The sequence below is a fragment of the Citrobacter freundii complex sp. 2025EL-00176 genome (assembly GCF_053309355.1).
This window is the reverse complement of record NZ_JBRYHT010000004.1, coordinates 81,264-105,737: the sequence shown is the minus strand read 5'-3', so window position 1 is coordinate 105,737 and position 24,474 is coordinate 81,264. Positions and strand designations below refer to the sequence as shown.

The 24,474-nt window shown below is 53.6% G+C and carries 22 protein-coding genes; 8 read left to right on the top strand and 14 right to left on the bottom strand.

The features are described from left to right. Positions 1-55: 55 nt before the first annotated feature. A complete protein-coding gene (gene galR, locus ACVXHP_RS11165) occupies positions 56-1,084 on the top strand; it encodes an HTH-type transcriptional regulator GalR (RefSeq protein WP_038633343.1) in 1,029 nt (342 codons plus the stop codon). Positions 1,085-1,097: 13 nt separating this feature from the next. After that, positions 1,098-2,108, top strand: a complete 1,011-nt coding sequence (locus tag ACVXHP_RS11160; protein ID WP_447571467.1) for a LacI family DNA-binding transcriptional regulator — start codon at positions 1,098-1,100, stop codon at positions 2,106-2,108. 80 nt (positions 2,109-2,188) lie between these two features. On the opposite strand, the gene lysA is transcribed toward ACVXHP_RS11160, so the two are convergent. Then, positions 2,189-3,445, bottom strand: coding sequence for a diaminopimelate decarboxylase (gene lysA, locus ACVXHP_RS11155; RefSeq protein ID WP_447571466.1), 1,257 nt, complete (start codon positions 3,443-3,445; stop codon positions 2,189-2,191). Between the two features lie 118 nt (positions 3,446-3,563). Here lysA and ACVXHP_RS11150 point away from each other — a divergent pair, with 118 nt between their 5' ends. Beyond that, positions 3,564-4,499, top strand: a complete 936-nt coding sequence (locus ACVXHP_RS11150) for a LysR family transcriptional regulator (RefSeq protein ID WP_447571465.1) — start codon at positions 3,564-3,566, stop codon at positions 4,497-4,499. Here ACVXHP_RS11150 and ACVXHP_RS11145 read toward each other — a convergent pair. Then, positions 4,471-5,178 (bottom strand): aspartate/glutamate racemase, encoded by a 708-nt coding sequence (locus ACVXHP_RS11145; RefSeq protein WP_447571464.1) that lies wholly within the window; start codon positions 5,176-5,178, stop codon positions 4,471-4,473. The two genes, ACVXHP_RS11150 and ACVXHP_RS11145, sit on opposite strands and share 29 nt — an antisense overlap. 141 nt (positions 5,179-5,319) lie before the next feature. Between ACVXHP_RS11145 and ACVXHP_RS11140 the strand changes: the two genes are divergently transcribed. Together ACVXHP_RS11140 and ACVXHP_RS11135 are read left to right on the top strand one after the other, a co-directional pair. Further along, positions 5,320-5,646 carry a cupin domain-containing protein gene (locus ACVXHP_RS11140; RefSeq protein WP_042310801.1) on the top strand — a complete coding sequence of 109 codons (327 nt, stop codon included), beginning with the start codon at positions 5,320-5,322 and terminating at the stop codon, positions 5,644-5,646. 196 nt (positions 5,647-5,842) lie between these two features. Next, the gene (locus ACVXHP_RS11135; protein ID WP_447571463.1) at positions 5,843-6,730 is read left to right on the top strand and encodes an Rpn family recombination-promoting nuclease/putative transposase; all 888 of its coding nucleotides are present in this window, start codon (positions 5,843-5,845) and stop codon (positions 6,728-6,730) included. 55 nt (positions 6,731-6,785) lie between these two features. Here ACVXHP_RS11135 and araE read toward each other — a convergent pair whose 3' ends face one another. The 5 genes from araE to ACVXHP_RS11110 form a co-directional block, all read right to left on the bottom strand. After that, positions 6,786-8,204 carry an arabinose-proton symporter AraE gene (gene araE / locus ACVXHP_RS11130; RefSeq protein ID WP_447571462.1) on the bottom strand — a complete coding sequence of 473 codons (1,419 nt, stop codon included), beginning with the start codon at positions 8,202-8,204 and terminating at the stop codon, positions 6,786-6,788. Positions 8,205-8,521: 317 nt separating this feature from the next. Next, on the bottom strand, positions 8,522-9,283 hold the full coding sequence (gene kduD, locus ACVXHP_RS11125; RefSeq protein ID WP_003033923.1) for a 2-dehydro-3-deoxy-D-gluconate 5-dehydrogenase KduD: 762 nt from the start codon (positions 9,281-9,283) through the stop codon (positions 8,522-8,524). 58 nt (positions 9,284-9,341) lie between these two features. Beyond that, positions 9,342-10,178 (bottom strand): 5-dehydro-4-deoxy-D-glucuronate isomerase, encoded by an 837-nt coding sequence (gene kduI / locus ACVXHP_RS11120; RefSeq protein WP_447571461.1) that lies wholly within the window; start codon positions 10,176-10,178, stop codon positions 9,342-9,344. Between the two features lie 481 nt (positions 10,179-10,659). Beyond that, a complete protein-coding gene (locus tag ACVXHP_RS11115; protein ID WP_032944867.1) occupies positions 10,660-11,838 on the bottom strand; it encodes an acetyl-CoA C-acetyltransferase in 1,179 nt (392 codons plus the stop codon). 102 nt (positions 11,839-11,940) lie between these two features. Continuing rightward, positions 11,941-12,825 carry a LysR family transcriptional regulator gene (locus ACVXHP_RS11110; RefSeq protein WP_447571460.1) on the bottom strand — a complete coding sequence of 295 codons (885 nt, stop codon included), beginning with the start codon at positions 12,823-12,825 and terminating at the stop codon, positions 11,941-11,943. A gap of 101 nt (positions 12,826-12,926) precedes the next feature. Between ACVXHP_RS11110 and ACVXHP_RS11105 the strand changes: the two genes are divergently transcribed. Together ACVXHP_RS11105 and ACVXHP_RS11100 are read left to right on the top strand one after the other, a co-directional pair. Further along, on the top strand, positions 12,927-13,382 hold the full coding sequence (locus ACVXHP_RS11105; protein WP_006686934.1) for a multidrug/biocide efflux PACE transporter: 456 nt from the start codon (positions 12,927-12,929) through the stop codon (positions 13,380-13,382). Between the two features lie 142 nt (positions 13,383-13,524). Next, complete coding sequence (locus ACVXHP_RS11100) at positions 13,525-14,754, top strand: amino acid permease (RefSeq protein WP_447571459.1); 1,230 nt, start codon at positions 13,525-13,527, stop codon at positions 14,752-14,754. Between the two features lie 542 nt (positions 14,755-15,296). On the opposite strand, the gene rcnR is transcribed toward ACVXHP_RS11100, so the two are convergent. Next, positions 15,297-15,569 (bottom strand): Ni(II)/Co(II)-binding transcriptional repressor RcnR, encoded by a 273-nt coding sequence (gene rcnR / locus ACVXHP_RS11095; RefSeq protein WP_003825567.1) that lies wholly within the window; start codon positions 15,567-15,569, stop codon positions 15,297-15,299. Positions 15,570-15,689: 120 nt separating this feature from the next. On the opposite strand from rcnR, the gene ACVXHP_RS11090 reads away from it, so the two are divergent. Continuing rightward, entirely contained in the window at positions 15,690-16,574 is an 885-nt protein-coding gene (locus tag ACVXHP_RS11090; protein WP_447571458.1) for a nickel/cobalt efflux protein RcnA, read from the top strand. A 45-nt stretch (positions 16,575-16,619) separates the two neighbouring features. Here the strand turns inward: ACVXHP_RS11090 and ACVXHP_RS11085 are convergent, their stop codons facing one another. The 6 genes from ACVXHP_RS11085 to ACVXHP_RS11060 all read right to left on the bottom strand — a co-directional run bounded on the left by ACVXHP_RS11085 (position 16,620) and on the right by ACVXHP_RS11060 (position 24,391). Further along, positions 16,620-18,002 carry an amidohydrolase family protein gene (locus ACVXHP_RS11085; RefSeq protein ID WP_447571457.1) on the bottom strand — a complete coding sequence of 461 codons (1,383 nt, stop codon included), beginning with the start codon at positions 18,000-18,002 and terminating at the stop codon, positions 16,620-16,622. A 12-nt stretch (positions 18,003-18,014) separates the two neighbouring features. Further along, positions 18,015-18,965 carry a carbamate kinase family protein gene (locus ACVXHP_RS11080; RefSeq protein ID WP_447571456.1) on the bottom strand — a complete coding sequence of 317 codons (951 nt, stop codon included), beginning with the start codon at positions 18,963-18,965 and terminating at the stop codon, positions 18,015-18,017. A 26-nt stretch (positions 18,966-18,991) separates the two neighbouring features. After that, complete coding sequence (locus tag ACVXHP_RS11075) at positions 18,992-20,542, bottom strand: xanthine permease (RefSeq protein WP_316130318.1); 1,551 nt, start codon at positions 20,540-20,542, stop codon at positions 18,992-18,994. Between the two features lie 120 nt (positions 20,543-20,662). Beyond that, positions 20,663-22,078: a YlbE family protein gene (locus ACVXHP_RS11070; protein ID WP_038633386.1), complete on the bottom strand. Its 1,416-nt coding sequence runs from the start codon at positions 22,076-22,078 to the stop codon at positions 20,663-20,665. Next, positions 22,078-23,625, bottom strand: coding sequence for an acyl-CoA synthetase FdrA (gene fdrA / locus ACVXHP_RS11065; protein ID WP_316130316.1), 1,548 nt, complete (start codon positions 23,623-23,625; stop codon positions 22,078-22,080). The genes ACVXHP_RS11070 and fdrA overlap by 1 nt, the downstream gene beginning before the upstream one ends. Next, complete coding sequence (locus ACVXHP_RS11060; RefSeq protein WP_447571522.1) at positions 23,603-24,391, bottom strand: DUF2877 domain-containing protein; 789 nt, start codon at positions 24,389-24,391, stop codon at positions 23,603-23,605. The genes fdrA and ACVXHP_RS11060 overlap by 23 nt, the downstream gene beginning before the upstream one ends. Positions 24,392-24,474 lie beyond the last annotated feature (83 nt).

Here is a 24,474-nt window from a genome sequence, read left to right as displayed (position 1 = left end):
GCCGTTTTCCGTAACACTGGCACAATGTAAGCGTTTACCCACAACAGGTACTATCATGGCGACCATAAAGGATGTAGCCCGACTAGCTGGTGTATCAGTCGCCACCGTTTCTCGAGTGATTAATGATTCCCCGAAAGCCAGCGAAGCATCGCGTCTGGCTGTAACGAGTGCAATGGAATCACTCAGCTACCACCCCAACGCCAACGCGCGTGCGCTGGCACAACAATCTACCGAAACCGTTGGACTGGTGGTTGGTGATGTGTCCGATCCATTCTTTGGGGCAATGGTTAAAGCTGTCGAGCAGGTGGCCTATAACACCGGTAATTTTTTACTGATCGGCAACGGCTACCATAATGAACAGAAGGAACGTCAGGCGATTGAACAGCTCATTCGCCACCGCTGCGCTGCGCTTGTTGTCCACGCCAAAATCATCCCGGATGCAGATCTGGCTTCATTAATGAAGCAAATCCCCGGCATGGTATTGATCAACCGAATTCTGCCGGGATTCGAACAACGTTGCGTTGCCCTTGATGACCGCTTCGGCGCGTGGTTGGCTACCCGACACCTTATTCAGCAGGGCCATACGCGTATCGGTTATCTGTGCTCCAATCACACCATTTCAGATGCGGAGGATCGCCTGCAAGGCTATTACGATGCGCTGACGGAGAGCAATATACCTATTAACGATCGGCTGGTGACCTTTGGCGAACCGGATGAAAGCGGCGGTGAACAGGCCATGACCGAGTTGCTTGGCCGTGGCAAAAACTTCACGGCAGTAGCCTGCTATAACGACTCAATGGCGGCTGGCGCGATGGGCGTGTTAAATGATAACGGCATTGATGTACCAGGCGAAATTTCCCTGATCGGCTTCGATGATGTGTTGGTTTCCCGCTATGTGCGTCCACGTCTGACCACGGTACGCTATCCGATAGTGACAATGGCAACCCAGGCCGCTGAACTGGCGCTTGCGCTGGCGGAAAAGCGACCCGCGCCTGAAATCACCCACGTATTTAACCCAACTCTGGTGCGCCGCCATTCCGTTTCGACGCTGACAGAGCCGGGCAATTCTTCGTCAAACGATTAACCAGGATAGCGTCATGACCACGATGTTGGACGTTTCACGACATGCTGGCGTCTCAAAAGCGACCGTTTCGCGCGTGCTGAATGGTACGGGTCAGGTAAAAGAGAGCACGCGCCAGAAAGTGTTTAAGGCCATGCAGGCATTAGATTATCGCCCTAATTTTTTGGCGCGCTCTTTGGCGAACCGTACCAGCAACAGCATTGGCCTGGTGGTTTCCACCTTTGACGGATTCTACTTTGGTCGCCTGCTGCAACAGGCTTCGCGCCAGACAGAATCTCACGGTAAACAGTTGATCGTCACCGATGGTCACGACACGCCGGAGCGCGAGCAGGAAGCCGTGCAAATGCTGGCCGACAGGCAGTGCGACGCCATTATTCTCTATACCCGTTATATGAGTGAGCAGGCGATTATGTCACTGATGAACAGCATTGCTATGCCGTTGCTGGTCATTAACCGTGATGTCAGTCAGGCCCGCGATCGCGCGATTTTCTTTGAACAGGAAGAAGCCGCGTTTCAGGCGGTCAATTATCTGATCTCCCAGGGGCATAGCGATATTGCCTGCATTACCGTGCCGGGCCATACCCCTACCGGTAAATCACGTTTGATGGGATATCGTAAGGCGCTGGAAAAAAACGGTATTCCCTGGGATCCCAGCAAGGTTAAATACGGCGATTCAACGATGACGCGTGGCTACGAAGCCTGCCGTGAGCTGCTGGAGGAAGGGGTGACATTTAGCGCCCTGTTCGCCTGTAACGATGACATGGCATTAGGTGCATCAAAAGCCTTGCATCAGGCTGGCCTGAAGATCCCGACGGACGTCTCGCTGTTTGGTTTTGACGATGCGCCCAGCGCCAAATGGCTGGAGCCGGGATTGTCTACCGTCTATCTGCCGATTGACGCCATGATAACAACGGCAATCGACCAGGCTATCCGTCTGGCCAACGGTGAGAGCGTAGAGCCGATCCCACCGTTTACCGGCAAGCTGGTGTTGCGTGATTCAGTGACGATGGGGCCGTATAACAAATAACGTGCCGGATGGCGGCGCAAGCGCCTTATCGGGCCTATATCCCCGTAGGCCCGATAAGCGCAGCGCCATCGGGCATTCTCTCAGATAAGCTCCAGCGCCAGCAGCTCATCAATAGTCTGACGACGACGGATCAGTCGCGCCACGCCATTATCAAACAACACCTCCGGCAGCAGCGGGCGGCTATTGTAGTTTGACGACATTGACGCACCGTACGCTCCGGTATCGTGCAGCACCAGGTAATCACCCGGCACCACCGCTGGCAGCAGACGGGTTTCCACATTTCCGCCTTCCTGCTGGGTAAACACGTCGCCGGACTCACACAGCGGCCCGGCCACGACGGTTTCAATTTGCGCGGCTTGCTCCAGCGAACGACCATCCCCCGCCAGCGCGGAAATATGGTGATAGCTGCCGTACATCGCCGGGCGCATCAGATCGTTAAAACCGGCGTCAATCAGCACAAAGTGACGGCTGCCCATCGCTTTTACGCTGCGTACCTGCGCCACCAGCACGCCAGCTTCCGCCACCAGGAAGCGGCCCGGTTCGATCTCCAATTTAACAGCGTGACCCAGATGACGCGCAATTTGATCGCGCGCGGCGTTCCACAACCCAAAGTAGTGATCGGTATCGATCGCCTCTTCCCCCTCGCGATACGGGATCGACAGCCCGCCGCCCGCGGAGATCGCCTCCAGATCCTGACCAAACTCGACCACCTGACGCACCATCGCGCCGCATACCTGCTCCAGATGACCGTAGTCGACGCCGGATCCGATATGCATATGAATACCCACCAGCTTCAACTGATAGCGCTGGATCACTTCCAGTGCCGCCGACAGATCGCTGTACCAGATACCGTGCTTGCTGTTCTCGCCGCCGGTGTTGGTTTTTTGACTGTGTCCATGACCAAAACCAGGATTCACGCGTAGCCACACGCGGTGGCCTGGCGAAAGCTGGCCCAGTTGTTCCAGCATATCCACTGAACCAGCATTTACCGGAATGCTCAATTCATGCACCCGGGCGAGCGTCGCGTCATCGATCATATCGGCGGTAAAGACTATCTCATCTTTTCCCGGCTCAAAGCCCGCCGCCAGCGCACGTTCAATTTCGCCCAGCGAGACGGAATCCACCTTCACACCCTGCTCACGCATCAGGCGCAGAATATGAATATTCGAGCATGCCTTCTGGGCAAAACGCACCACGTCAAACTGGCTCAGTTTGGCAATCTGCGCGCGGATAATCTGTGCATCGTACACCCACACCGGGCAGCCAAATTCAGCGGGCAGGCGTAGCAGGTTGTCGGCGGTGAGATCGGTATCAGTGCTGTTGAGTGGGCGTGGCATGGTGTGCTCCGGTATTGGCTTTTTTATGATTACGCCACAGCTCAAAAAGAATAAAAAATATCGTTTTATCGTGAGTCTATGCAAAAATGATATGGCTTACATCATTCGAGGATTAGCCATGCCCGCCGTTAACCTGCGCCACATTGAAATTTTTCACGCCATCATGACCGCAGGCAATCTGACGGAAGCCGCGCGGATGCTACATACCTCGCAGCCGACCGTCAGTCGGGAACTGGCCCGATTCGAGAAAGTGCTGGGATTAACGCTGTTCGAACGCTCGCGGGGCAGGCTGCATCCGACCGTGCAAGGGTTACGTCTGTTTGAAGAGGTACAACGTTCCTGGTATGGTCTGGACAGGATCGTGAGCGCCGCCGAAAGCCTGCGCGAATTTCGTCAGGGCGAATTATCGATTGTCTGCCTGCCGGTGTTCTCGCAGTCTTTTTTACCACCGTTGCTGCAGCCATTCCTCACACGCTACCCGCAGGTCAATGTTCAGATAGTGCCGCAGGAGTCACCGTTGCTGGAAGAGTGGCTATCGGCGCAGCGCCACGATCTGGGGATCACCGAAACCCTGCATACTCCCGCTGGTACTAAACGCACAGAATTGCTGGCGCTGGATGAAGTATGCGTGCTGCCACAGGGACATCCGTTGAGCGAGAAAGCGGTATTAACGCCGCAGGATTTTCAGGGCGAAAACTACATTAGCCTGTCGCGGACCGACAGTTACCGTCAGCTTCTGGACACCCTGTTTAATGAGCATCAGGTGAAACGCCGCATGGTCATAGAAACCCATAGCGCCGCTTCAATTTGTGCCATGGTGCGGGCAGGCGTGGGGATCTCGGTGGTCAATCCATTAACGGCGCTGGATTACGCCAGTAGCGGGATCGTTATTCGCCGCTTCAGTATTTCGGTACCGTTTACGGTCAGCCTGATCCACCCGCTTCATCGCCCCGCCTCGGCGCTGGTAGATGCTTTTACCGCGCATCTGCAAACTCATCTGCCGAGGCTTATCGATCCGCTGAACGCTATTTTGCATCCACAGACGAAAGCATAAACGCCACCGCATCTTGCGCATGGATAGCCGCAGTATCGAAAACCGGTAGTGGGCTTAGTTCGGCTGGCACCAGCAGACCAATCTCGGTACAGCCAAAAATTACCCCTTGCGCGCCCTGCTTAGCCAGTTGAGCAATCACACTGAGGTAATAATCGCGGGACGTTTCACTGAATTCGCCGAGGCACAGCTCATCGAAAATAATCTGGTTTATTTTTTGCCGATCGTTAGCCTCAGGAATAAGCGTACCAATGCCAAATTCAGCCTGTAAACGCCCCCGGTAAAAATCCTGCTCCATGGTGTAGCGCGTACCCAATAGCGCCACGTTGCTCATCTGCTGCTTTTGTATGGCGCGGCCAGTGGCATCAGCAATATGCAGGAACGGTACATCACAGGCGGTTGCAATCGCCTCAGCAACTTTGTGCATCGTGTTGGTACACAACACTATGCCCTCAGCCCCCGCTTGCTGTAGCCCTGTGGCTGCCTGCGCGAGGATCTCCCCGGCCCGCTGCCAATCGCCGCTGGACTGACAGGCCTCAATCTCATGAAAATCTACGCTGTGCAACAGAATCTGTGCCGAATGCAGGCCGCCCAGACGCTGTTTTACCCCTTCATTAATGAGTCGATAATAAGGAATGGTGGATTCCCAGCTCATACCGCCTAACAGACCGATCGTTTTCATCGCTTCCCCTCATTCGTTGTTATCTCTCCAGTGAACCAAAGATGTGATCAACTTTCCACATCTGTTGGTGTGCATTTCTTTTTATACTTTGCTGGTATAAATTTAATGAAACATTGTTTCACTAACTTGCAGGAATGCCGGATGTTTATTTTTCATAAAGAGACCACGCTTGAAGATTTGGGCAATGGTGTTACCCGTCGCATTCTGGCTCACGACGGTAAAATGATGGCGGTTGAGGTGAACTTCGAGCAGGGCGCGATTGGTCCGCTGCACAATCATCCGCATGAACAGCTGACTTACGTTTTATCCGGCGAGTTTGAATTTACGATTGGGGAAGAAAAGCATGTCGTTTCCGCAGGCGATACCCTGTATAAACAGCCCAACATTATGCATGGCTGCGTCTGCTTAAAACCGGGAACGTTGCTTGATACGTTCACCCCGGTGCGCGAAGATTTTCTGCACGGGTAATTTCGCTGTTCTCAAACCGTGCGACTGAACGGTTTGAGAACACGCTAAAATGCGTACTCAGTTCCCTAAAAATGAATACGTTACAAGGTGAGGCATTTTCCTTCGATACCAGCTCGCATAAGCATTAATCACCCGATGCTTCTCGCCTTGTGGGCGATTACTGTCACGTTATCTTAATTAACGGTGACGGATCGCCATGACAAAAATGACAACAGCCACTCCACATGACGCAGTCTTCAAACAGTTCTTGTACCATCCCGATACCGCAAGAGATTTTCTGGATATCTATCTTCCATCAACCTTGCGGGAGCTATGTGATCTGCAAACATTAAAACTGGAATCAGGCAGTTTTATTGAGGATAGCCTGCGAGCCAGCTACTCCGACGTGCTGTGGTCATTAAAAACAAACGAAGGCGATGGGTATATCTATGTTGTTATCGAGCATCAGAGTTCACCTGACGCTCACATGGCATTTCGGCTGATGCGCTATGCCATGGCTGCGATGCAACGCCATCTGGATGCAGGTCATAAAACATTACCTTTGGTGATACCGATGCTGTTTTATCATGGCACTCTCAGTCCCTACCCCTTTTCACTCTGCTGGCTGGATGAGTTTGACGATCCCGCATTGGCACGACAGCTTTACTCTGCAACATTTCCGCTGGTGGATATCACCGTAATACCCGATGACGAAATTATGCAACATCGCCGTATAGCACTGCTGGAATTGATGCAAAAACATATCCGCAAGCGTGATTTAATGGGATTAGTGGAACAACTGGTCTCGTTGCTGGCTACGGGATACGCTAATGACAGCCAGCTCAAAACGCTATTTAATTACATGATGCAGTTTGGAAATACGCCGCACGTAGATAAATTTATCCGTGAGGTTGCCCATCGGGTACCACAGCAAAAGGAACGTCTGATGACTATCGCGGAAGTATTGCAACAGGAAGCCAAACAACAAGAGGCATTACGCATTGCCCAGATGATGTTAGCGAATGGTATTAGTCATGAAATTATACTAAAGATAACCGGGCTGTCTGCTAAGGACCTCCTCGCCAGGCAGACGACTCCACATTGAAATAGGTAGCAATGGGAGCCCGATAATCAGTTGATCTATTGGGCTCCCTGCTCACTTACACCCCAATATTTCTTAGCTTCTCACCCGACATCAGCTTGCGCTCGATGTGTTCCAGCGTGACGTTTTTGGTTTCTGGAATGAGCCAGAATGTAATACCGATAAAGACGACGTTCAGTGCGGTATAAAGCCAGAACGTACCTGCCGCGCCAATGCTGTCGAGCAGCGTCAGGAACGTGGCGCCAATGATCATGTTCGACACCCAGTTGGTGGTGGTAGAGCAGGTAATACCAAAATCGCGGCATTTCAACGGCTGAATTTCCGAACACAGGATCCACACCACCGGCGCGGCGCTCATCGCGTAACCTGCAATGCACATCATAGTCATACCGACTGACAGCCAGGATAGACCACTGGAAGCCGTGCCGTTATCAAACTGCATCAGGCAATAGCCGAGTACGAGCGTCCCAATAGCCATCACGCTGAAACCAATTTTAAGCGCCGGTTTACGCCCCGCTTTGTCGACCGTAAAGACGGCAATAAAGGTGGCAAACATGAACGTTAAGCCAACCACCAGCGTGGCAATCATTTGCTGTTCTGTGGTGGTAAAGCCCGCCATTTTAAAAATGCGCGGCGCGTAATACATAATGATATTCATCCCGGTGAACTGCTGCATCGCCTGCAACAACATTCCGAGGAAAACCGCGCGACGGACGTTACGGTTAATTTTAAACAGCGCCCATCCGCCCTGCTTCAGCTTCAGGCTTTCACGGATTTCGTTCAGCTCATCGCGAGCTTTTTCTGACGTATCACGCAGCATACGCAATACTTCTTCGGCTTCGATGTGGCGACCTTTTTCCGCCAGCCAGCGTGGACTGTTTGGCAGGAAAACCACCAGGATAATCAATAACACCGCCGGAAGCGCCAGCACTCCCAACATGGCGCGCCAGTTTCCGCTGTAGCTAAATGCTGTATCAGACAAAAAGGCCAATACAATACCCAGCGTAACCATCAGTTGATACATACTGATCATCTTACCGCGTACGTTCTCGCTGGCCATTTCGGAGAGATAAAGCGGCGCGGTGTAGGACGCGATACCCACCGCAACGCCCAGCACCACGCGGGCAAAAATGAGCATTTCAACGCTGGACGCGAACGCCGATCCCAGAGATCCGACGACAAAAAGGATCGCGCCCGCCATCAGACTGTATTTACGCCCCAGGCGGAATGACAGCCAGCCATTAAACAGCGCGCCAATTGCCGCACCCAGCATCATGCTGCTCACCACCCACTCCTGCAGGCGACTGCTCAGGACAAAGTGATCGGTGATGAAAGGCAATGCGCCAGCTATCACGCCAATATCCAGGCCGAATAACAATCCTGCGACAGCCGCAGAGATAGAGACAAACATATTCATACGTCGCGTATCGCGCACAGGGCGCGGCGCTAAAGCAGCATCATTATTTATTGAGACCATTTTTTCCTGCCAGATACAGAGTAAACCATGTCCCTGAAAGTAAGGGATCCCTTACATGAAGCGTCAGGCGGGAAACGGCAAAAACATGGATGAAATAGCTACACCACATCGTTATGTGATGGATATTCCAATTTTAAAATTTATCCACAATCACTCAATTAAATTTAATCAATTGATATTAAAGACTATTAAATATTACCAATTCATACATATATAATTATGTATGGATTAATTTATAAACAGAATATGGATTAAAATAACTTAAAACCAAAAAAAACCCTGCCAGAGGGCAGGGTTTATCGGTTCTGGAAAGCGGATTAACGTGCCAGCCAGCCGCCGTCTACCGCAACGGTATAGCCGTTAATATAGTCGGATGCGCTGGACGCCAGGAACACGACAGGCCCCATCAGGTCGCTCGGCAGTCCCCAACGTCCTGCCGGGATACGATCGAGGATTTCTGCGCTACGCTGCTCATCAGCACGCAGCTGCTGAGTGTTGTTGGTCGCCATATAACCCGGCGCAATCGCGTTGACGTTGATGTTATGTTTTGCCCACTCGTTCGCCATCAGACGGGTGACGCCCATTACGCCGCTTTTAGACGCGGTGTAAGACGGAACGCGGATACCGCCCTGGAAAGAGAGCATAGAGGCGATATTGATAATTTTGCCGCCGTTACCCTGAGCGATAAAGTGCTTCGCCGCAGCCTGAGACATAAAGAATACGCTCTTAATGTTCAGGTTCATCACATCGTCCCAGTCTTTTTCGCTGAAGTCGATCGCATCGTCACGACGGATAAGGCCCGCATTGTTGACCAGAATATCGATATGGCCAAATTCTGCCACTGCGCGCTCCAGCAGCGCTGGAATACCGTCAATTTGGCGCAGGTCGGCGGTCAGACTTAAAAAACGGCGGCCCAGTGCGGTCACGCGTTCGATGGTTTCCGTCGGTTCAACAATGTTGATACCGACAATATCACAACCCGCTTCCGCCAGACCCAGCGCCATACCCTGACCCAGGCCGGTGTCGCAACCGGTCACAACGGCGACTTTACCTTCAAGAGAGAATGCATTCAAAATCATTGTAAATCCTTAATTTTTTATAATGCCCGCCGCAGGCAGGCACGGCTGTCGCCCGCAACTAGCGCAGATCTTTGACGGCAACATGGTCCATATCATCAAAGACCTGGTTTTCGCCAACCATGCCCCAAATGAACGTATAAGCTTTTGTGCCAACGCCTGAGTGAATAGACCAGCTCGGAGAAATCACCGCCTGCTCGTTGTGCATCACAATATGACGCGTTTCCTGAGGCTGTCCCATCATGTGGAAGACGCAGGTATCTTCTTCCATGTTGAAGTAGAAGTAGACTTCCATACGACGTTCATGGGTATGGCACGGCATGGTGTTCCACAGGTTGCCCGGTGCCAGTTCAGTCAGACCCATGCTCAACTGGCAGGTTTCCAGCACATCCGGCACAAAATATTTGTTGATGGTACGACGGTTACTGGTGAGGTTGTCGCCCAGCGTCACTGGCGCAACGTCTGCTGGCGTAACTTTTTTGGTTGGATAAGTCGTGTGGGCTGGCGCGCAGTTATAGTAAAACTTCGCCGGTTTCGCCGTATCAACGCTGGCAAACACCACTTCTTTTGCCCCTTTGCCGACGTACAGCGCATCACGGTGACCAATTTCATAGCACTGACCATCAACGGTAATCGTGCCCGGACCGCCGATATTAATCACACCCAGCTCACGGCGTTCGAGAAAATAGGTTACGCCCAGTTGTTTACCAACTTCGCCACCCACAGAGACGGTTTTGGCCACAGGCATAATGCCGCCAACAATAATACGGTCGATGTGGCTGTAAGCCATGGTGTATTCATCTGCGACAAATACTTCTTCGACCAAAAACTCATTACGCAGCCCCTGAGTGTCGAGGGTTTTCGCATGCGCACTATGGATGCTTTGTCTTACGTCCACATTTACCTCCAGTGATAAATTGACCGTGAATGCTTTAACGAATAGCAAAACGCTGTTCCGTTTTATCTAATGCGCTCATGATATCCCTCCCGGATAGGGTTTTCAATTACAACTGAAACGTTGTTTCACTTTTTCCGCATCTTATTATCAAAAGTGTAATTGCGATCACGCTCGGGCATATAAATCGAGGGAAGATTTCGAATAAAATCATTTAAAACAATATGATAGACAAAAACACAAAGAAGTAACTCATTCGTGGCAGGGATAAGACATTGAAAACACAGCCGGGCACAGACGATGTTCGCACACCTTTGCTAACAAAGTGCGCAGTCAATCACATGAAATGAAACATCGTTTTGATATGTTGGCAGGGTTTAGAGTGTATGTTTCTGTAACTGGCCTTGCCCTCCTGTTGGAGGGCTTTTTTAGAGATACAGGGGTAACACACAAAAAAGCGTTTAAGAAGGGAAATTTAAGAGCCTTAATCTCGTTCGATAGCGAGCGCCACCCCTTGACCACCGCCGATACACAACGTTGCCAGCCCCTTGTGCGCCCGACGTTTCACCATTTCATGCACCAGCGAAACCAGAATACGACACCCCGATGCGCCAATCGGATGGCCGAGCGCGATAGCGCCGCCGTTCACATTCACCCGTCGTTCATCCCACTCCAGCATTTTCCCAACGGACAATGCCTGCGCAGCGAACGCTTCGTTGGCTTCGATCAGATCAACATCAGCCAGTTGCCAGCCCACACGCTCAAGGCAGCGACGTGTAGCATACACCGGCGCAATCCCCATGAGCGCGGGATCGACCCCAACGCTGGCGAACGCGCGAATGCGGGCCAGCACCGGTAAATTCAGCTCCTGCGCCTTGGCTTCGCTCATCATCATCACCGCGGCGGCGCCATCGTTGATGGATGAGGCGTTCCCCGCGGTGACCGACCCGAGCCGGTCGAAGGTAGGATCCAGACGCGCCAGCCCTTCTGCGCTGGCATCGGTGCGCGGTTGTTCGTCGGTATCCACCACGAATGATTGCCCATTACGCTGGGTCACCACCGGCACGATTTCATCTTTAAAGCGTCCGGCGTCGATGGCCATCCGCGCCTTGTGCTGCGAGTGCAGCGCGTAGGCATCCTGTAATTCACGGCTAATGCCATATTCCCGCGCCAGGTTTTCCGCAGTGACACCCATATGATAATCGTTAAAAGCATCCCACAGACCGTCATGCACCAGGCTGTCGACCAGTTGACTATTGCCTAACTGCGCGCCGGTGCGACTATCGGTCAGAACATGCGGCGCACGGCTCATATTCTCCTGCCCACCGGCAATCACAATGTCGGCTTCACCGCACTGGATAGCCTGGGTCGCCAGATGCAGTGCTTTCAGCCCCGAACCGCAAACATCGTTAATGGTGATGGCGGAAACGGTATTAGGCAGTCCACCATTGATGGCGGACTGACGGGCCGGGTTCTGCCCGGCACCTGCGGTAAGCACCTGCCCGAGGATCACTTCATCCACGGCGTGAACATCTACGCCCGTGCGTTCCAGCAACGCCTTGACCACCATACTGCCTAACTCAACGGCAGAATGGCGCGCCAGCGTCCCCTGGAAGCAGCCGATCGGTGTTCTTAACGCCCCGACTATCACAACCTCTTTCATCACTACCTCAGCGCAAAATAACACCGCAATAGTAGATGATTGTTAAAAGTAGTTATCAAAGTTGTTTAAAAATGGTGATTTTTATCACAAAGGAAATTCGTATCATTTATTGGTCATCTGAACGCCACTCTGCTGTAAATGGTCGCGCAGCCAACTTCCCGCCACGCCAGGCGGTGATTTCTTATTCCACAACAGATCGATAGAGATAGCCTTTGGCCAGCCGGGCACCTGTAGTTGAACCAGCGGTTTTTCCGCTGCAAACTCCTCCACCAGCGCACAAGGGAGCGCGCACCAACCGAATCCCTGAACCGCCATACTCAATAACAGCAAATAGTTAGGCGCCGACCAGACGGGGCCACGTGCCACGTTGCTGCCGCTTTCCAGATAGGTATTCAAACGCAGTTCACGCCAGGTGTGGAGTTGTTCCCATTGTAGTTTTTCCTGACTCGCCAGCGGATGTGAGGCCGCAACGTATAACCCCATCCAGGTTTGCATCGGCAGACGCGTAACACCCATGTCGGTCGGGTAATCCTCTCTCGCTTCGATCAACCCGACCTGCGCGCGCCCCTTTTGCAGCAGATCGATCACGTCTTCATCTTCACCAATCAGACATTCAAACTCGGTATGCGGAAACTTGCGGTCAAACTGCACCATCAATTCTTCCAGCACATCCGGGTGCAGCGTGTCCGAAAGCACGAAGGTCAGGCGCGCTTCCGTTTCACCCGACAGCGAGATTGCCGCCTCATCCAGCCGATCGCTGGCCGTCAAAATTGCCTGCACATAGCCCAACACCCGCTTACCTTCTTCGGTGAGCGTTGGCTGGCGGGATGAGCGGTCAAACAGCGCAAAACCGAGATCGGCCTCCAGATGCGCAATGGCCGTACTGATGGTGGACTGGCTTTTGCGCAGCCGTCGGGCCGCCGCAGAAAATGAGCCGCAGGACACGGTCTCAACAAATGCCGTTAACGCTTCAGGAGAATAACGCATGAACTATCTACTTTATCGATGGATACTATCTTTTAGATATCACATAAAGCGATAAAATTGCCACCATTCCGTTATCCGGGCATCAAAGAAGGTTTTAGGTTATGCAACACGATACAGTCCAGCGCCGCTCGTTAGTGGAGCGCATTTTTCACGCCGTTTGTTTTGAAGGCATTGCCACCGCGATCCTTGCGCCAACCACCGCGTGGCTGATGCAGCGCTCGGTGCTGGAAATGGGCGGACTGACCATTATTCTGGCTACCACAGCGATGATCTGGAATATCATTTATAACGCCCTGTTTGACCGCTTATGGCCGTCGCATCGGGTAAAACGTACGGCTAAAGTTCGCGCCTTTCACGCCTTAGGTTTTGAGAGCGGCTTTATTGTGATCGGGGTGAGCATCGTGGCCTATGTGTTGAACGTCAGCCTGCTTCAGGCATTCACGTTGGAAATAGGTTTCTTCCTGTTCTTCCTGCCGTACACCATGTTCTATAACTGGGCGTATGACACATTACGTGAGCGCGTTATGAAGCGCCGCCAGCAGCGTGTTACTGCCTGATAATTCAATAAATAGTCGGAATTATCTTGATTCCGGCTATTCATCCATTCACCAGCCCACTTGTTCACACTTCCCCCAGCCCCTCTCATTTGTGGTAAATTGCGCTTCTTTTTGTTTATTTTATAGTTGATACGTTCAAATAATGTCGAAAATTTGGTCAAAAGAAGAGACTCTCTGGAGCTTCGCACTATATGGGACTGCCGTCGGCGCAGGAACCCTCTTCCTCCCCATACAGCTGGGTTCTGCAGGCGCGGTGGTGCTGTTTATCACCGCACTCGTGGCCTGGCCTTTAACCTACTGGCCGCACAAGGCGCTGTGCCAGTTTATCCTGTCTTCAAAAACGTCAGCAGGCGAAGGCATCACCGGTGCAGTCACCCATTATTACGGCAAGAAGATCGGTAACCTGATCACCACTCTCTATTTTATTGCCTTCTTTGTCGTCGTGCTGATCTACGCCGTGGCGATAACCAATTCACTCACCGAACAGCTGGCAAAACATATCACCATCGATTTGCGTGTTCGCATGCTAGTCAGTCTCGGCGTGGTGCTGGTGCTGAACCTGATTTTTCTGATGGGCCGACAAGCCACCATTCGGGTCATGGGCTTTCTGGTATTCCCGCTCATCGCATACTTTTTGTTCCTGTCGCTTTACCTGACCGGAAGCTGGCAGCCAACGCTACTCACCGGCCAAATGTCTTTCGATCAGCACACGCTTCATCAGGTTTGGATCTCTATTCCCGTGATGGTTTTTGCTTTTAGCCATACGCCCATTATCTCTACGTTCGCCATTGACCGACGTGAGAAATATGGCGAGCAGGCCATGGGTAAATGCAAAAAAATCATGAAGGTCGCCTACGTCATCATCTGTCTGAGCGTACTGTTTTTCGTCTTCAGCTGTTTGCTTTCGATTCCGACAAACTATATCGAAGACGCGAAAAATGAAGGCGTGACCATCCTGTCAGCGTTATCGATGATGCCAAACGCACCGGCATGGCTGTCGATTTCCGGGATTATCGTCGCCGTTGTGGCGATGTCAAAATCGTTCCTCGGCACCTACTTTGGCGTGATTGAAGGGGCAACGGAAGTAGTAAAAACGTCGCTGCATCAGGTGGGCGTAAAGAAAAGCCGGGCCTTTAACCGCGCCCTGTCCATTATGTTAGTGTCGGCCATTACGTTTATCATCTGCTGCATTAATCCTAATGCGATTTCAATGATTTACGCGATAAGCGGGCCATTGATTGCCATGATTTTGTTTATCATGCCGACTCTCTCCACTTATCTGATACCGGCGTTAAAGCCGTACCGTTCAGTGGGTAATTTAATCACCCTGATTGTCGGTCTGCTGTGTGTATCTGTGATGTTTTTTGGCTAGAACGTGTAGTTAACGGCTCACTCTCCTGAAATTGGGTGCGATGTCGTTCAGTTAACGACTCAGTTTCAGAAAGTATCAACCTGTGTTGGCGGAAGTAATGAACATGCTATATCAGAGAAAGGGTTCCGTTCACCTCATGTTCATTGTTTCTCTGAAGCACCGATTCCTGTGAACGTGCAAGGGAGGCTCACCACCTCCTCCCTTGCATCCCAGGCTCCCGGCGGGAAAATTGCCGACGTGTTTCCGTAAGGCCGGGAGAGCCAGCATGGATGCTGGCTCAGGGCGCGCTTTGCAAGGACGCTACCTCGCGCCCGGCCCGGTAGCCTGGAGGAATAAGCGGAGGGGACCGCGGAGCGGCAATTTTCCCGCCGGGAGCCGGGATTGTAAAGGGCGTGGCGAAGAACGCCCTTTACACGTTCACGGGTATCGATGCTTCAGATAAATGACACTGCTGAGGTGAACGGAACCCTGAGCAAGAATCACATGTTCACCCTACATGCTTAACTTGACAGTATTGAACGTGGATGAGCCGTTAAACTAACTTATTTGATGTACGAATCCAGTACCTTCAACACCACGTCCAAATCTTCTTCGCGCTTTATTTCATCGCCCTGATGAACGATGTGCTCGGTCAGATGACCTTTAATCACCTCACGCATTAACCCGTTTACCGCACCGCGGATCGCCGCTATTTGCTGCAATACCGCCGCGCATTCATGCGGTTCATCCAGCATGGTTTTCAACGCCGCTACCTGCCCCTGAATCTTGCTGGTTCGGGCTTTTAGCTTTTGTTTGTCGCGGATCGTATGTGACATAGCTTTACCTATTTAACGTCTGGCTGTAGCGACAATACCATCCACATTCTACTGGGGGGTAGTATTTAATACTGGGGGGGAGTAGAATCGGGCGAAATTAAACAACTAAGAATCATTCTCATGGGTGAGTTTTCTTCGCTTCTTCAGCAAGGCAATGCCTGGTTTTTCATTCCCAGCGCGATTTTATTGGGTGTGTTACACGGTCTGGAACCGGGACATTCCAAAACGATGATGGCGGCCTTTATTATTGCCATTAAGGGCACCATCAAACAGGCGGTGATGCTGGGGTTGGCGGCAACGCTGTCGCATACCGCTGTGGTGTGGTTGATCGCGCTCGGCGGGATGTATATCAGCAAAGCGTTTACCGCCCAGGCCGTTGAGCCGTGGCTGCAGTTTGTCTCGGCGATTATTATTCTCGGCACCGCATTCTGGATGTTCTGGCGAACCTGGCAGGGAGAGCAGAACTGGCTGACCCAGACGCATCACGATCATGGTCATGAACACCACCATCATGATCATCACCACCACGATCATCATCACGATCACGACGGCGAGCACCACCATCATCATGACCACGATCATGACCATGCCGCGCTGGCAGGATTCACTGAAGGTTCGAAAGAATATCAGGATGCCCACGAACGGGCGCATGCCACCGATATTCAGCGCCGTTTTGCCGGCAAAGAGGTCACCAATGGACAAATTTTACTGTTTGGCCTGACCGGCGGGTTAATCCCTTGCCCTGCCGCCATTACGGTGCTGCTGATTTGCATCCAGCTCAAAGCCTTCACGCTGGGCGCGACTATGGTGCTGTGCTTCAGCCTCGGACTGGCGTTGACGTTGGTGACGGTGGGAGTAGGTGCAGCAATCAGCGTACAGCAGGCGGCCAAACGCTGGAGTGGATTTAATACGCTGGCACGCAAAGCGCCTTATTTTTCCAGTGCGCTCATCGCCATGGTCGGCTTATATATGGGGATTCACGGCTATATGGGGATCGTCGGTTAACGAGAGGAGCGCGCAGCAGCAATTGCCGCTGCGCGTTAATCCAGATTAGCTGGCGACATTCCCCCACACCAGTAGCCCTTTATGGAAGGTCGCGGTGCGGGGGGAGATGCGGGCAACCGCTTCCGCCGAACAGGAGGCATCCACCAGCACAAAGCTGGCTTCATCCTGCGCTTTCGGCCATACGCGTTCGCCTTTATCGTTTAGCGGCAGCACATCGCCGGTGGCAAGAAACAGCGCGCGCGACAGGTTAAGCTCGTTGGGGCGAATATAGAGCTGCGCGTACAGATTCGCCTTCTCCAGCATGTCTCCCAGCCCGTACGGCGACCAGTGGTCAATCACGCTGTCGGTCCCGGTAATCACCTCCACGCCTTTGTCTCGCAGCTGTTTGAGCGGCATATGCAATGTGCCAATCGGCACCGTCGAGGCAATGGTAATCTGCTGCGCCGCCATACGGGTCGCCAGCGCGTCAACCTGCTGTTCGTTCAGCGTTGCCAGCGCGAAAGCGTGGCTGATGGTCAGTTTTCCCTTCAACTGCGGCGTTTTCTCTACCGTTTCGACCATGTAATTCACCGCCGCCACGCCCGCCGGGCTGGTTTCGTGCAGATGAATATCCACGCCTTTATCGTAATCCAGCGCAATCTGGAACATGGTGTCGAGGGATTTTTCCATCGCTCCGTCTACGCTGGTTGGGTCCAGACCGCCAACGTAATGCGCCCCCGCCTGCATCGCTTCGCGCATCAGCGGTTCAGATTTTGATAACAGCAGGCCATGCTGTGGAAACGCCACAATTTCACAGGCAAAACCCGGCTGGCGACGCGCCAACACCGCCTGCAGGTTTTCCAGGTTTTTCAACCCGGAAACCGGTTCAATATTGCAGTGACTGCGGGCAATCGAGGTACCTTTAGATTGCAGCAAATCGATAAGCTTTTCCGCGCGCTCCTGGGTGTATGGCTGGAGTTCAGGCAGCAGCTTTTGTTCCAGGCGGATCATATCCTGAATAGTGGTGCCAGCCGGACGGTTCAGCGAACGCCACGGACCACCATAAAAGGTTTTATCCAGGTGGATATGCATGTCGCGCATAGCGGGCAGCATCAGTTTTCCACCCGCATCGTAGTGCGGCAGCGTCGCATCCGGATGCTGCTTATTCTCACGCAGCGCAACAATTTTCCCGTCCTGGATTTCAACGGTTTGCAGTGCGGTACGGGTATGTACCACCACCGCGTTTTCGTAATCAAACCCCGCTTCCAGCAGAACGTTGTCCAGGTAATAGTGTTTATCGTTAATTGTCATCGTGCTCTTCGTGTCACAGGTATTCCCGACAGGATTAGCAGCATACGCGACCGGAGCCACTGCGCCAAACAGCGCGGCAGCGGTCACCATTTTTCCGCTCTGGCTTAAAAATTCGCGGCGGCTGTTACTTTCTTTCATTCGCATCTCCTCTCAGGAATGGACAATGTGGGTACCCGTTTCGCCGCGTAGTGCGGCAGGCAGACATTCCGGCGTGGTGATGATCACCCGCTTACCGCCGCGCGCCAGGAACGCCAGACTGGCAACGATCTTGGGTAGCATGCTGCCCGGCGGAAAGTGTCCTTCCTGCATGTAGCGGGTCATCGTGGCAACATCCACCGTATCCAGCGCCTGCTGGTTGGGTTTACCGAAGTGAATACACACCCGCTCAACGCCGGTGGTGATCACCAGAATGTCGGCGCGGATCTCCTGAGCCAGCAGCGCGGTGGAAAGATCTTTATCAATCACCGCGTCCACGCTCTGGTAATCCCCCTGATCGCTACGCACCACCGGGATCCCACCGCCGCCCGCGCCAATCACCACAAAGCCTTGCTGGGTCAGGGCCTTAATCGCCTCGGCTTCGACGATGCGCCTCGGCTCTGGCGAAGCGACCACCCGACGGTAGCCGCGCCCGGAATCCTCAACAAAACGCCAGCCTGGATTAACCCGCAACAGTTCATCGCGCTGGGCTGCGCTAAAGAACGCGCCGATAGGCTTGGTTGGGTTAGCAAAACCCGGATCGTTTTTATCGACCTCCACCTGGGTCACCACGGTGACCGCTTTCTGCTCGCCGCGCCGCGCCAGACGATTGTTCAGCGCTTGTTGGATCAAATAACCGATGCCGCCCTGGGTATCGGCGACGCAGTTTGCCAACGGGGTCAGCGGCAAACCCTCGCGCTCATGCGCGATTTCCGCCCGCCGCAGATCCAACCCAACCTGCGGTCCGTTACCGTGCGTCAGCACAATGTTGTAGTCCGATGCCAACATTTCCAGCACCGTGTCCGCAACCGCTTTCACCGCTTCAGCCTGGTGCTCAATCGACTGGCTGGCGTTATCTTTGATAATGCTGTTGCCGCCAATGGCAACGACCACAAGTTCTTTCATAGTGTTATCTTCCGCTTGCAGACGATTCAGGTAGATTTTGTCGGTTGTTGCTCAGGCGCAGTCACCGCTTCACGACTGTCGAGCACGTGCTTGAGGACAAACATGCCGCTCATCATCAGGTAGGCCAGCACAAACATCATCGAACCGCCCTCCGCAAAGCCAACCGCCGGGGAGTGGATCACGCCAAACAGCGACAGCAGTGCGCCAAAGGCGGCGGCAATCGCCCCACGCAGCGGCTTATTCATAATGGCGAAGATCGCGACGCAGCCCCACAGCATGCTGGCCAGCGGCGCGCCGCTTCCCAGATGCACCAGCCCGTCGTAATAGACGCCTTTGCTGTGCAGCAGGTCGCTACCGAGCTTACCGGCTGACGTACCGGCCGCGCCCATCACGCTATTAACGATGGTTAGCGCCCAGTTAGCGATCCACGGGAACAGGCAGATGAAGATAACGGGAACCTCGACTTTGGGCGTTTCTCGCACCACCTGGTTGGCGGTCACCACGCCAATAAACACCAGAATCGGCACTATCGCGGTCATCGGAATAATGGCGAGCATAAACGCCCCCAGACCAAACAGCGGCACCAGGAACATGGTGATGCCTGAAGCGAGGGTATAGCCGATGCTGGCGCCCATCGCTTTCCAGCCCGCATGGCCAACATACACGGTCACCGGGAACGGATTGCCCAGCATGCAGCCGAGCATGGAGGCAAAACCATTCGCCATCATGACCTTACGGGTGTTGTACTCATCGCCCGCAGCATGCGCACTTTCTATGTTTTCGAGGTCAAAAATATAGTTCGCCAGACCCAGCGGAACCGCAGACGCCAGATACGGCAGCGCGTGCGGCAACCCTTGCAGGAAGCTATCGACATGAATTTCCGGCGGGTTAAAACCAAAAGAAGACATCGACGCTTTAATCGCTTCCGGGCTTTGCAAACCCGAGATCCACGCCAGGGCCGTACCGGCAATCAGCAGCAGCAATCCGGTAGGAATACGAGCAAAAATCGGCTTCTTACCGAACCAGTTAATGAAGATCAGCAACAGGACGATGAAAGAAACGGTTGGCGCTTCAAATGCCTGCAGCATGGGGTTCATCGCCAACAGCAGCAGGCCCAGGCCGGACAAACACGAGAGCAGTACCGTTCGAGGGATCATCTTGCGGATGGTCTCGCCAAGGAAGGAGCCGCCCACCAGGATTAACGCTTCCACAAAGCACCATACCAGCGCTATCTGGATCGCAAAGTTGGCATCTTTGGTTTGCTGATAAACCGGCATCAGCACCAGGAACGTGACGGTAAAGATTGACGGTGCGCTGGGACCGGACGGCAATGCCGTTACGTCATTACGCCCGGTGTGTTTTGCCATCTGCAGGCCAAACCAGGCGTAGCAGACGCTGGCCACCAGCACCGCCAGACCAAAGGCAGGCGCAATGCGGCCATAGACAATTTCGGTTGGGATCCCGACGACAAAAATGAGCAGCCCCATCATTGTCAGCAGGTTCGTCAGGTTGTTGGTCATCAGCCCAAAGTAAGCCGCCCAGTCACCACGTTTCCATTCTAGTTTTATGCTGTTCATGGAATATCCTTAACAGGTTAAGCATCGTTTGCGATCGCGGAGATCGCCCAGCCCTGCAGGTAAGCAACGTTTTTCGCTTCGCTACCGTGGGGCTAACGCCGTTAGCCCCGGTTATTGTTATTAGCAGTAGCGGTCACGCCAGTTGAGGATCGCCTTTTCAAAACAGGCGAACGGCGGGTGAACGATTCCGGCGCCGATCATGCCGATCCCCGCATCTTTGTGCGCAATGGCGGTGTTTATCACTGGCAAAATGCCGGTGCTGCCCACGCGCGTAATGTCGATAGCAGTCGGTACGCCCATAAAACCGAGCAGCGGAATGGTGACATTGGGGTTTTCACCGAGGGTGATTTCGCGCATCTGGCGAGAGAAATCAACCGCCTCCTCGACCGTACCACCGACCAGCGCCACAATGGCAGGTGCCGTCGCCATGGCAAAACCACCAATGCCATAGGTTTCGGTAATCGCGCTATCGCCGATATCGCGCCCGGAATCTTCCGGCTTATAGCCCGCGAACATCGGGCCAATCACCTGCTGCGCCGGACCGGTAAACCATTGCCCCGGCAGCCCGCTAACGCGCAGACCGAACTCGACGCCGTTACGCGCCATCGTCGTCACCACGGTGCTGTATTCAATGCCGTGTGCGGCGTCCATCGCGGCTTTACACATCGCCATCCAGGTCGGGCCGGAGAAGTAATCGCTGCTAAGGACGAACTCGAATACTTCACGCTGCTGCTCAACCGGATAACCGGTCTGGATGATCCACGGCGTTAGCGCCTGAATCAGTAGCGCCGTCCCGGCGTTGTTACGGTTATGGCACTCATCGCCCATGTGCAACGCCTGCGCCAGCATCAGACGCAGATCGATTTCACCCGCCAACTTCATGGCATCACGCAGCATCGGTCCCATCACATCGCGCATCCAGTTCAGGCGATCGATAACGCTCTGATCGTTCGCCCCCATGCGCAGGATCTTCGCCATCTGCTCGCTCATATTGGTATATGCGCGGTTGCCGTAGGTTTTATTCTCCACGATGTGCATAAACATCGACGCCGACGTCACCCCCGCCATCGAGCCGACACAGTCATGCTCGTGGCACGGTGAGAAGATGATTTCACCCGAGGCGGCCAGTTCGGCGGCTTCATCCAGATCTTTCGCCAGCCCTTCAAACACTAGCGCCCCGGTTACCGCGCCCTTCATCGCGCCGCACATTTTTTCCCAGCGGATCGGCGGCCCAGCGTGCAAAATGGTGTTGCGGGTCATCCCCGGCACCACGTTGATGGCCTGGTCGTAACCAATCAGCACCGGATGTGACTGGATGATGCGCTCCAGCGCCTGCTGGTTAGCGGCAGCGATTTTGTCCGCCAGCGGCGAATCAGCAATGTCATCCAGCGCGGCCACGACCTGCATATTGCCCTGGCCCGGCGGCGTCCAGTCGAGTTGAGTCACGGGCACATTCTGTTTTTTCAGGTCATCGCTGAACATCGCGATGCCGACGTTAATCACGTTCAGCGGCTGGTTAAACAGTGTCTGGCTCATCAGGCTTCCTCCCCTTTACAGATAAATTCACGCGCCAGCAATCCGGTGTTGGTACTACTGCTCGCCCAGATAACCCCGGCATCGGTCAGCATCTGGCACTGTTTTTCCAGCGACGGCGTATCGAGATCGGTTCCCAGCACATAGCCGAGGATTTCCAGAGGACGTCCCTCTGCGGCGGCGATCGCTTTGGCTTCAACGATCGCGTCCAGCATCACCCCGACCGGATCTTCATGCGATCCAAATCCAAGCACGAAATCCATCACGATCACGCCCACTTCAGGATCGCGTGCCTCCTGCAACAAACGACTAATACGGTTGGTGGGATCGATCATCGGGTGTGGTTTACCGTTGGTAAAATCGTCATCACCGAAATCAAGGAAGGTATGCGCTACGCTGCGGTTGAGATCTTTCAGACGGAACGCCGGATCCGGATGAATGTTGCTGTAAACCTGCGCGTGTTTTTCCATGGCGGCAAACATCGCCTCATCACACAACGTGCCGCCGCAGAACAAGCCACGGATATACTTTTGCTGCGGGGTCAGACGGGCGCGGACCTCTTCAATCAGCGGCCAATTGAGCGGGTGCAGATCCAGGCTCTCTTTTTTCACGCCGGTCAGCAGCACCGCTTTCAGCGCTGCTTCTTTGGTACCGCGTGCAAACTGCAGACCTTTTTCATCCGCAGGCGCGGCTTCGCGTCCGAGGAAGCACACCACGACGGGCTTATGGCAGGCGCGCGCGCGTTCCAGCACCTTACGCGCCACCGCTGGGGCAGGAGGTTTCGAGATAAGCGCGATGATCTCAGTTTGCGGATCGGCTTCCAGCATGCCAATCGCGTCAAGCATCATCAGGCCGCCAATCTTCTCGCTCAGATCGCGACCACCGGTGCCAATCAACTGGGAAATCCCGCCGCCAAACTCATGAATGCGCACGCTCAGTTCCTGGCTACCGGTGCCGGATGCGCCGACAATCCCAATGTTGCCGCGACGTACCGCGTTGCCAAAGCACAGCGCCGCGCCGTTAATAATGGCGGTCCCGCAGTCTGGCCCCATCATCAACAGCCCTTTTTCGTGCGCCAGCTGTTTTAGCGCCAGTTCATCCTCAAGAGAAACGTTGTCAGAGAACAGCATCACGTTGAGGTTATTTTGCAGCGCCTGGCGCGCTTCGCGTGCGGCAAACAGGCCGTTAACCGAGATCACCGCCAGGTTGCTGTCAGGCACATGCTTCTTCGCACTAGCAAGCGTGGCATAGCGCGCTTCATGCTGGCCGCCCTGCTCTTTATGCGTAAACAGATCTTCAATTGCCACCAGCGTCTGGTCGTTCGCCGCCTCGCTGGCACCTTTAATGACAATCATCAGGTCGCCACTTTTCGCCTCTTCCAGTTCAGGCGTCAGCAGGCCGAGATTCTTCAGTACGCCCTTATTCATTTCTGTCGCCATAGCCACGAACGCCTGCTCAACGCCATCGAGCTTATTGGCGCGTGTGGAGATAGACATCAGTGAGACAGAATCAAAATACGTGTTCTTTTTAACAACTATCCTGATCGACATAATTCCCTCCGGACCTGTGGCTCAGGGCGCAGGCGTCCGCCATGCCATACAGCATGTCGCAGCCAGAACTTGAGCCGATATTTTTAATGTCAGTAATATATTGCGTAGAAACGGGTTGTTGCTCAGTAATAATATGCTGCAGCAGCCGCACGACGCTTTCCCGATAACGTTGATGCAAAGCTTCTTCGAGCGTTATTTTGCTAAGTAGCGTCGTATTATTTCCGGCGCGTTGTAAGGCCGCTAAAAAATCCCTACGATATTTCTCCAGCGGATGTCCAGGGATGAATAAAATGGCGCTTAAGCCCACTAAATAATCGTCGGATGATGGCGTCAGGCCAATTCCCAGACCAATTAAATGGCTGGCCGCTGTAGAAATATTTACTCCCGTATATAGCGCCGTTATTAATGTTTGTCGGCGCTTGAGTAATTGACGGGCGATTTCCTGATAAAACGGGTTGTCTCCCTGATACAAAAATAATGTGTCGTCGCTGCTTAACTGTTGGCGGATAACCTCTTCCCAGCGCTGCCAGCGGACTGCGGCGAGGGTTACTACATCTGGCGTCCACTGTGGTATGCGCCACGGCATGCAACCAGAGGTCTCTATCCATTTATCTTTGCCAACGGCTATCCCCGACTCGGTAAATCTGACCTGCTCACCGGGGAGAAACAGGTCTGCACAATGCGTCAGCGCCAGCCGACAGCTGTTAGGCGCGTTATCACAACCTTCACTCAGCAGCGTCAACAGTCGCTGCTGGTCAGGTATCAACAGGTTCACCGCGCGGGAAAAAACCTGTTCAACTTGCCCCGTCCCCCGGAAAGCGAGAAACGCGCTATCTGCGGTTAGCGCCT

What these genes read in the sequence shown, in the direction of transcription:
- galR (WP_038633343.1), top strand. Translation starts at nt 56, where the DNA reads ATGGCGACCATAAAGGATGTAGCCCGACTAGCTGGTGTATCAGTCGCC.
- ACVXHP_RS11160 (WP_447571467.1), top strand. Translation starts at nt 1,098, where the DNA reads ATGACCACGATGTTGGACGTTTCACGACATGCTGGCGTCTCAAAAGCG.
- lysA (WP_447571466.1), bottom strand. Translation starts at nt 3,445, where the DNA reads ATGCCACGCCCACTCAACAGCACTGATACCGATCTCACCGCCGACAAC.
- ACVXHP_RS11150 (WP_447571465.1), top strand. Translation starts at nt 3,564, where the DNA reads ATGCCCGCCGTTAACCTGCGCCACATTGAAATTTTTCACGCCATCATG.
- ACVXHP_RS11145 (WP_447571464.1), bottom strand. Translation starts at nt 5,178, where the DNA reads ATGAAAACGATCGGTCTGTTAGGCGGTATGAGCTGGGAATCCACCATT.
- ACVXHP_RS11140 (WP_042310801.1), top strand. Translation starts at nt 5,320, where the DNA reads ATGTTTATTTTTCATAAAGAGACCACGCTTGAAGATTTGGGCAATGGT.
- ACVXHP_RS11135 (WP_447571463.1), top strand. Translation starts at nt 5,843, where the DNA reads ATGACAAAAATGACAACAGCCACTCCACATGACGCAGTCTTCAAACAG.
- araE (WP_447571462.1), bottom strand. Translation starts at nt 8,204, where the DNA reads ATGGTCTCAATAAATAATGATGCTGCTTTAGCGCCGCGCCCTGTGCGC.
- kduD (WP_003033923.1), bottom strand. Translation starts at nt 9,283, where the DNA reads ATGATTTTGAATGCATTCTCTCTTGAAGGTAAAGTCGCCGTTGTGACC.
- ACVXHP_RS11115 (WP_032944867.1), bottom strand. Translation starts at nt 11,838, where the DNA reads ATGAAAGAGGTTGTGATAGTCGGGGCGTTAAGAACACCGATCGGCTGC.
- ACVXHP_RS11110 (WP_447571460.1), bottom strand. Translation starts at nt 12,825, where the DNA reads ATGCGTTATTCTCCTGAAGCGTTAACGGCATTTGTTGAGACCGTGTCC.
- ACVXHP_RS11105 (WP_006686934.1), top strand. Translation starts at nt 12,927, where the DNA reads ATGCAACACGATACAGTCCAGCGCCGCTCGTTAGTGGAGCGCATTTTT.
- ACVXHP_RS11100 (WP_447571459.1), top strand. Translation starts at nt 13,525, where the DNA reads ATGTCGAAAATTTGGTCAAAAGAAGAGACTCTCTGGAGCTTCGCACTA.
- rcnR (WP_003825567.1), bottom strand. Translation starts at nt 15,569, where the DNA reads ATGTCACATACGATCCGCGACAAACAAAAGCTAAAAGCCCGAACCAGC.
- ACVXHP_RS11090 (WP_447571458.1), top strand. Translation starts at nt 15,690, where the DNA reads ATGGGTGAGTTTTCTTCGCTTCTTCAGCAAGGCAATGCCTGGTTTTTC.
- ACVXHP_RS11085 (WP_447571457.1), bottom strand. Translation starts at nt 18,002, where the DNA reads ATGAAAGAAAGTAACAGCCGCCGCGAATTTTTAAGCCAGAGCGGAAAA.
- ACVXHP_RS11080 (WP_447571456.1), bottom strand. Translation starts at nt 18,965, where the DNA reads ATGAAAGAACTTGTGGTCGTTGCCATTGGCGGCAACAGCATTATCAAA.
- ACVXHP_RS11075 (WP_316130318.1), bottom strand. Translation starts at nt 20,542, where the DNA reads ATGAACAGCATAAAACTAGAATGGAAACGTGGTGACTGGGCGGCTTAC.
- ACVXHP_RS11070 (WP_038633386.1), bottom strand. Translation starts at nt 22,078, where the DNA reads ATGAGCCAGACACTGTTTAACCAGCCGCTGAACGTGATTAACGTCGGC.
- fdrA (WP_316130316.1), bottom strand. Translation starts at nt 23,625, where the DNA reads ATGTCGATCAGGATAGTTGTTAAAAAGAACACGTATTTTGATTCTGTC.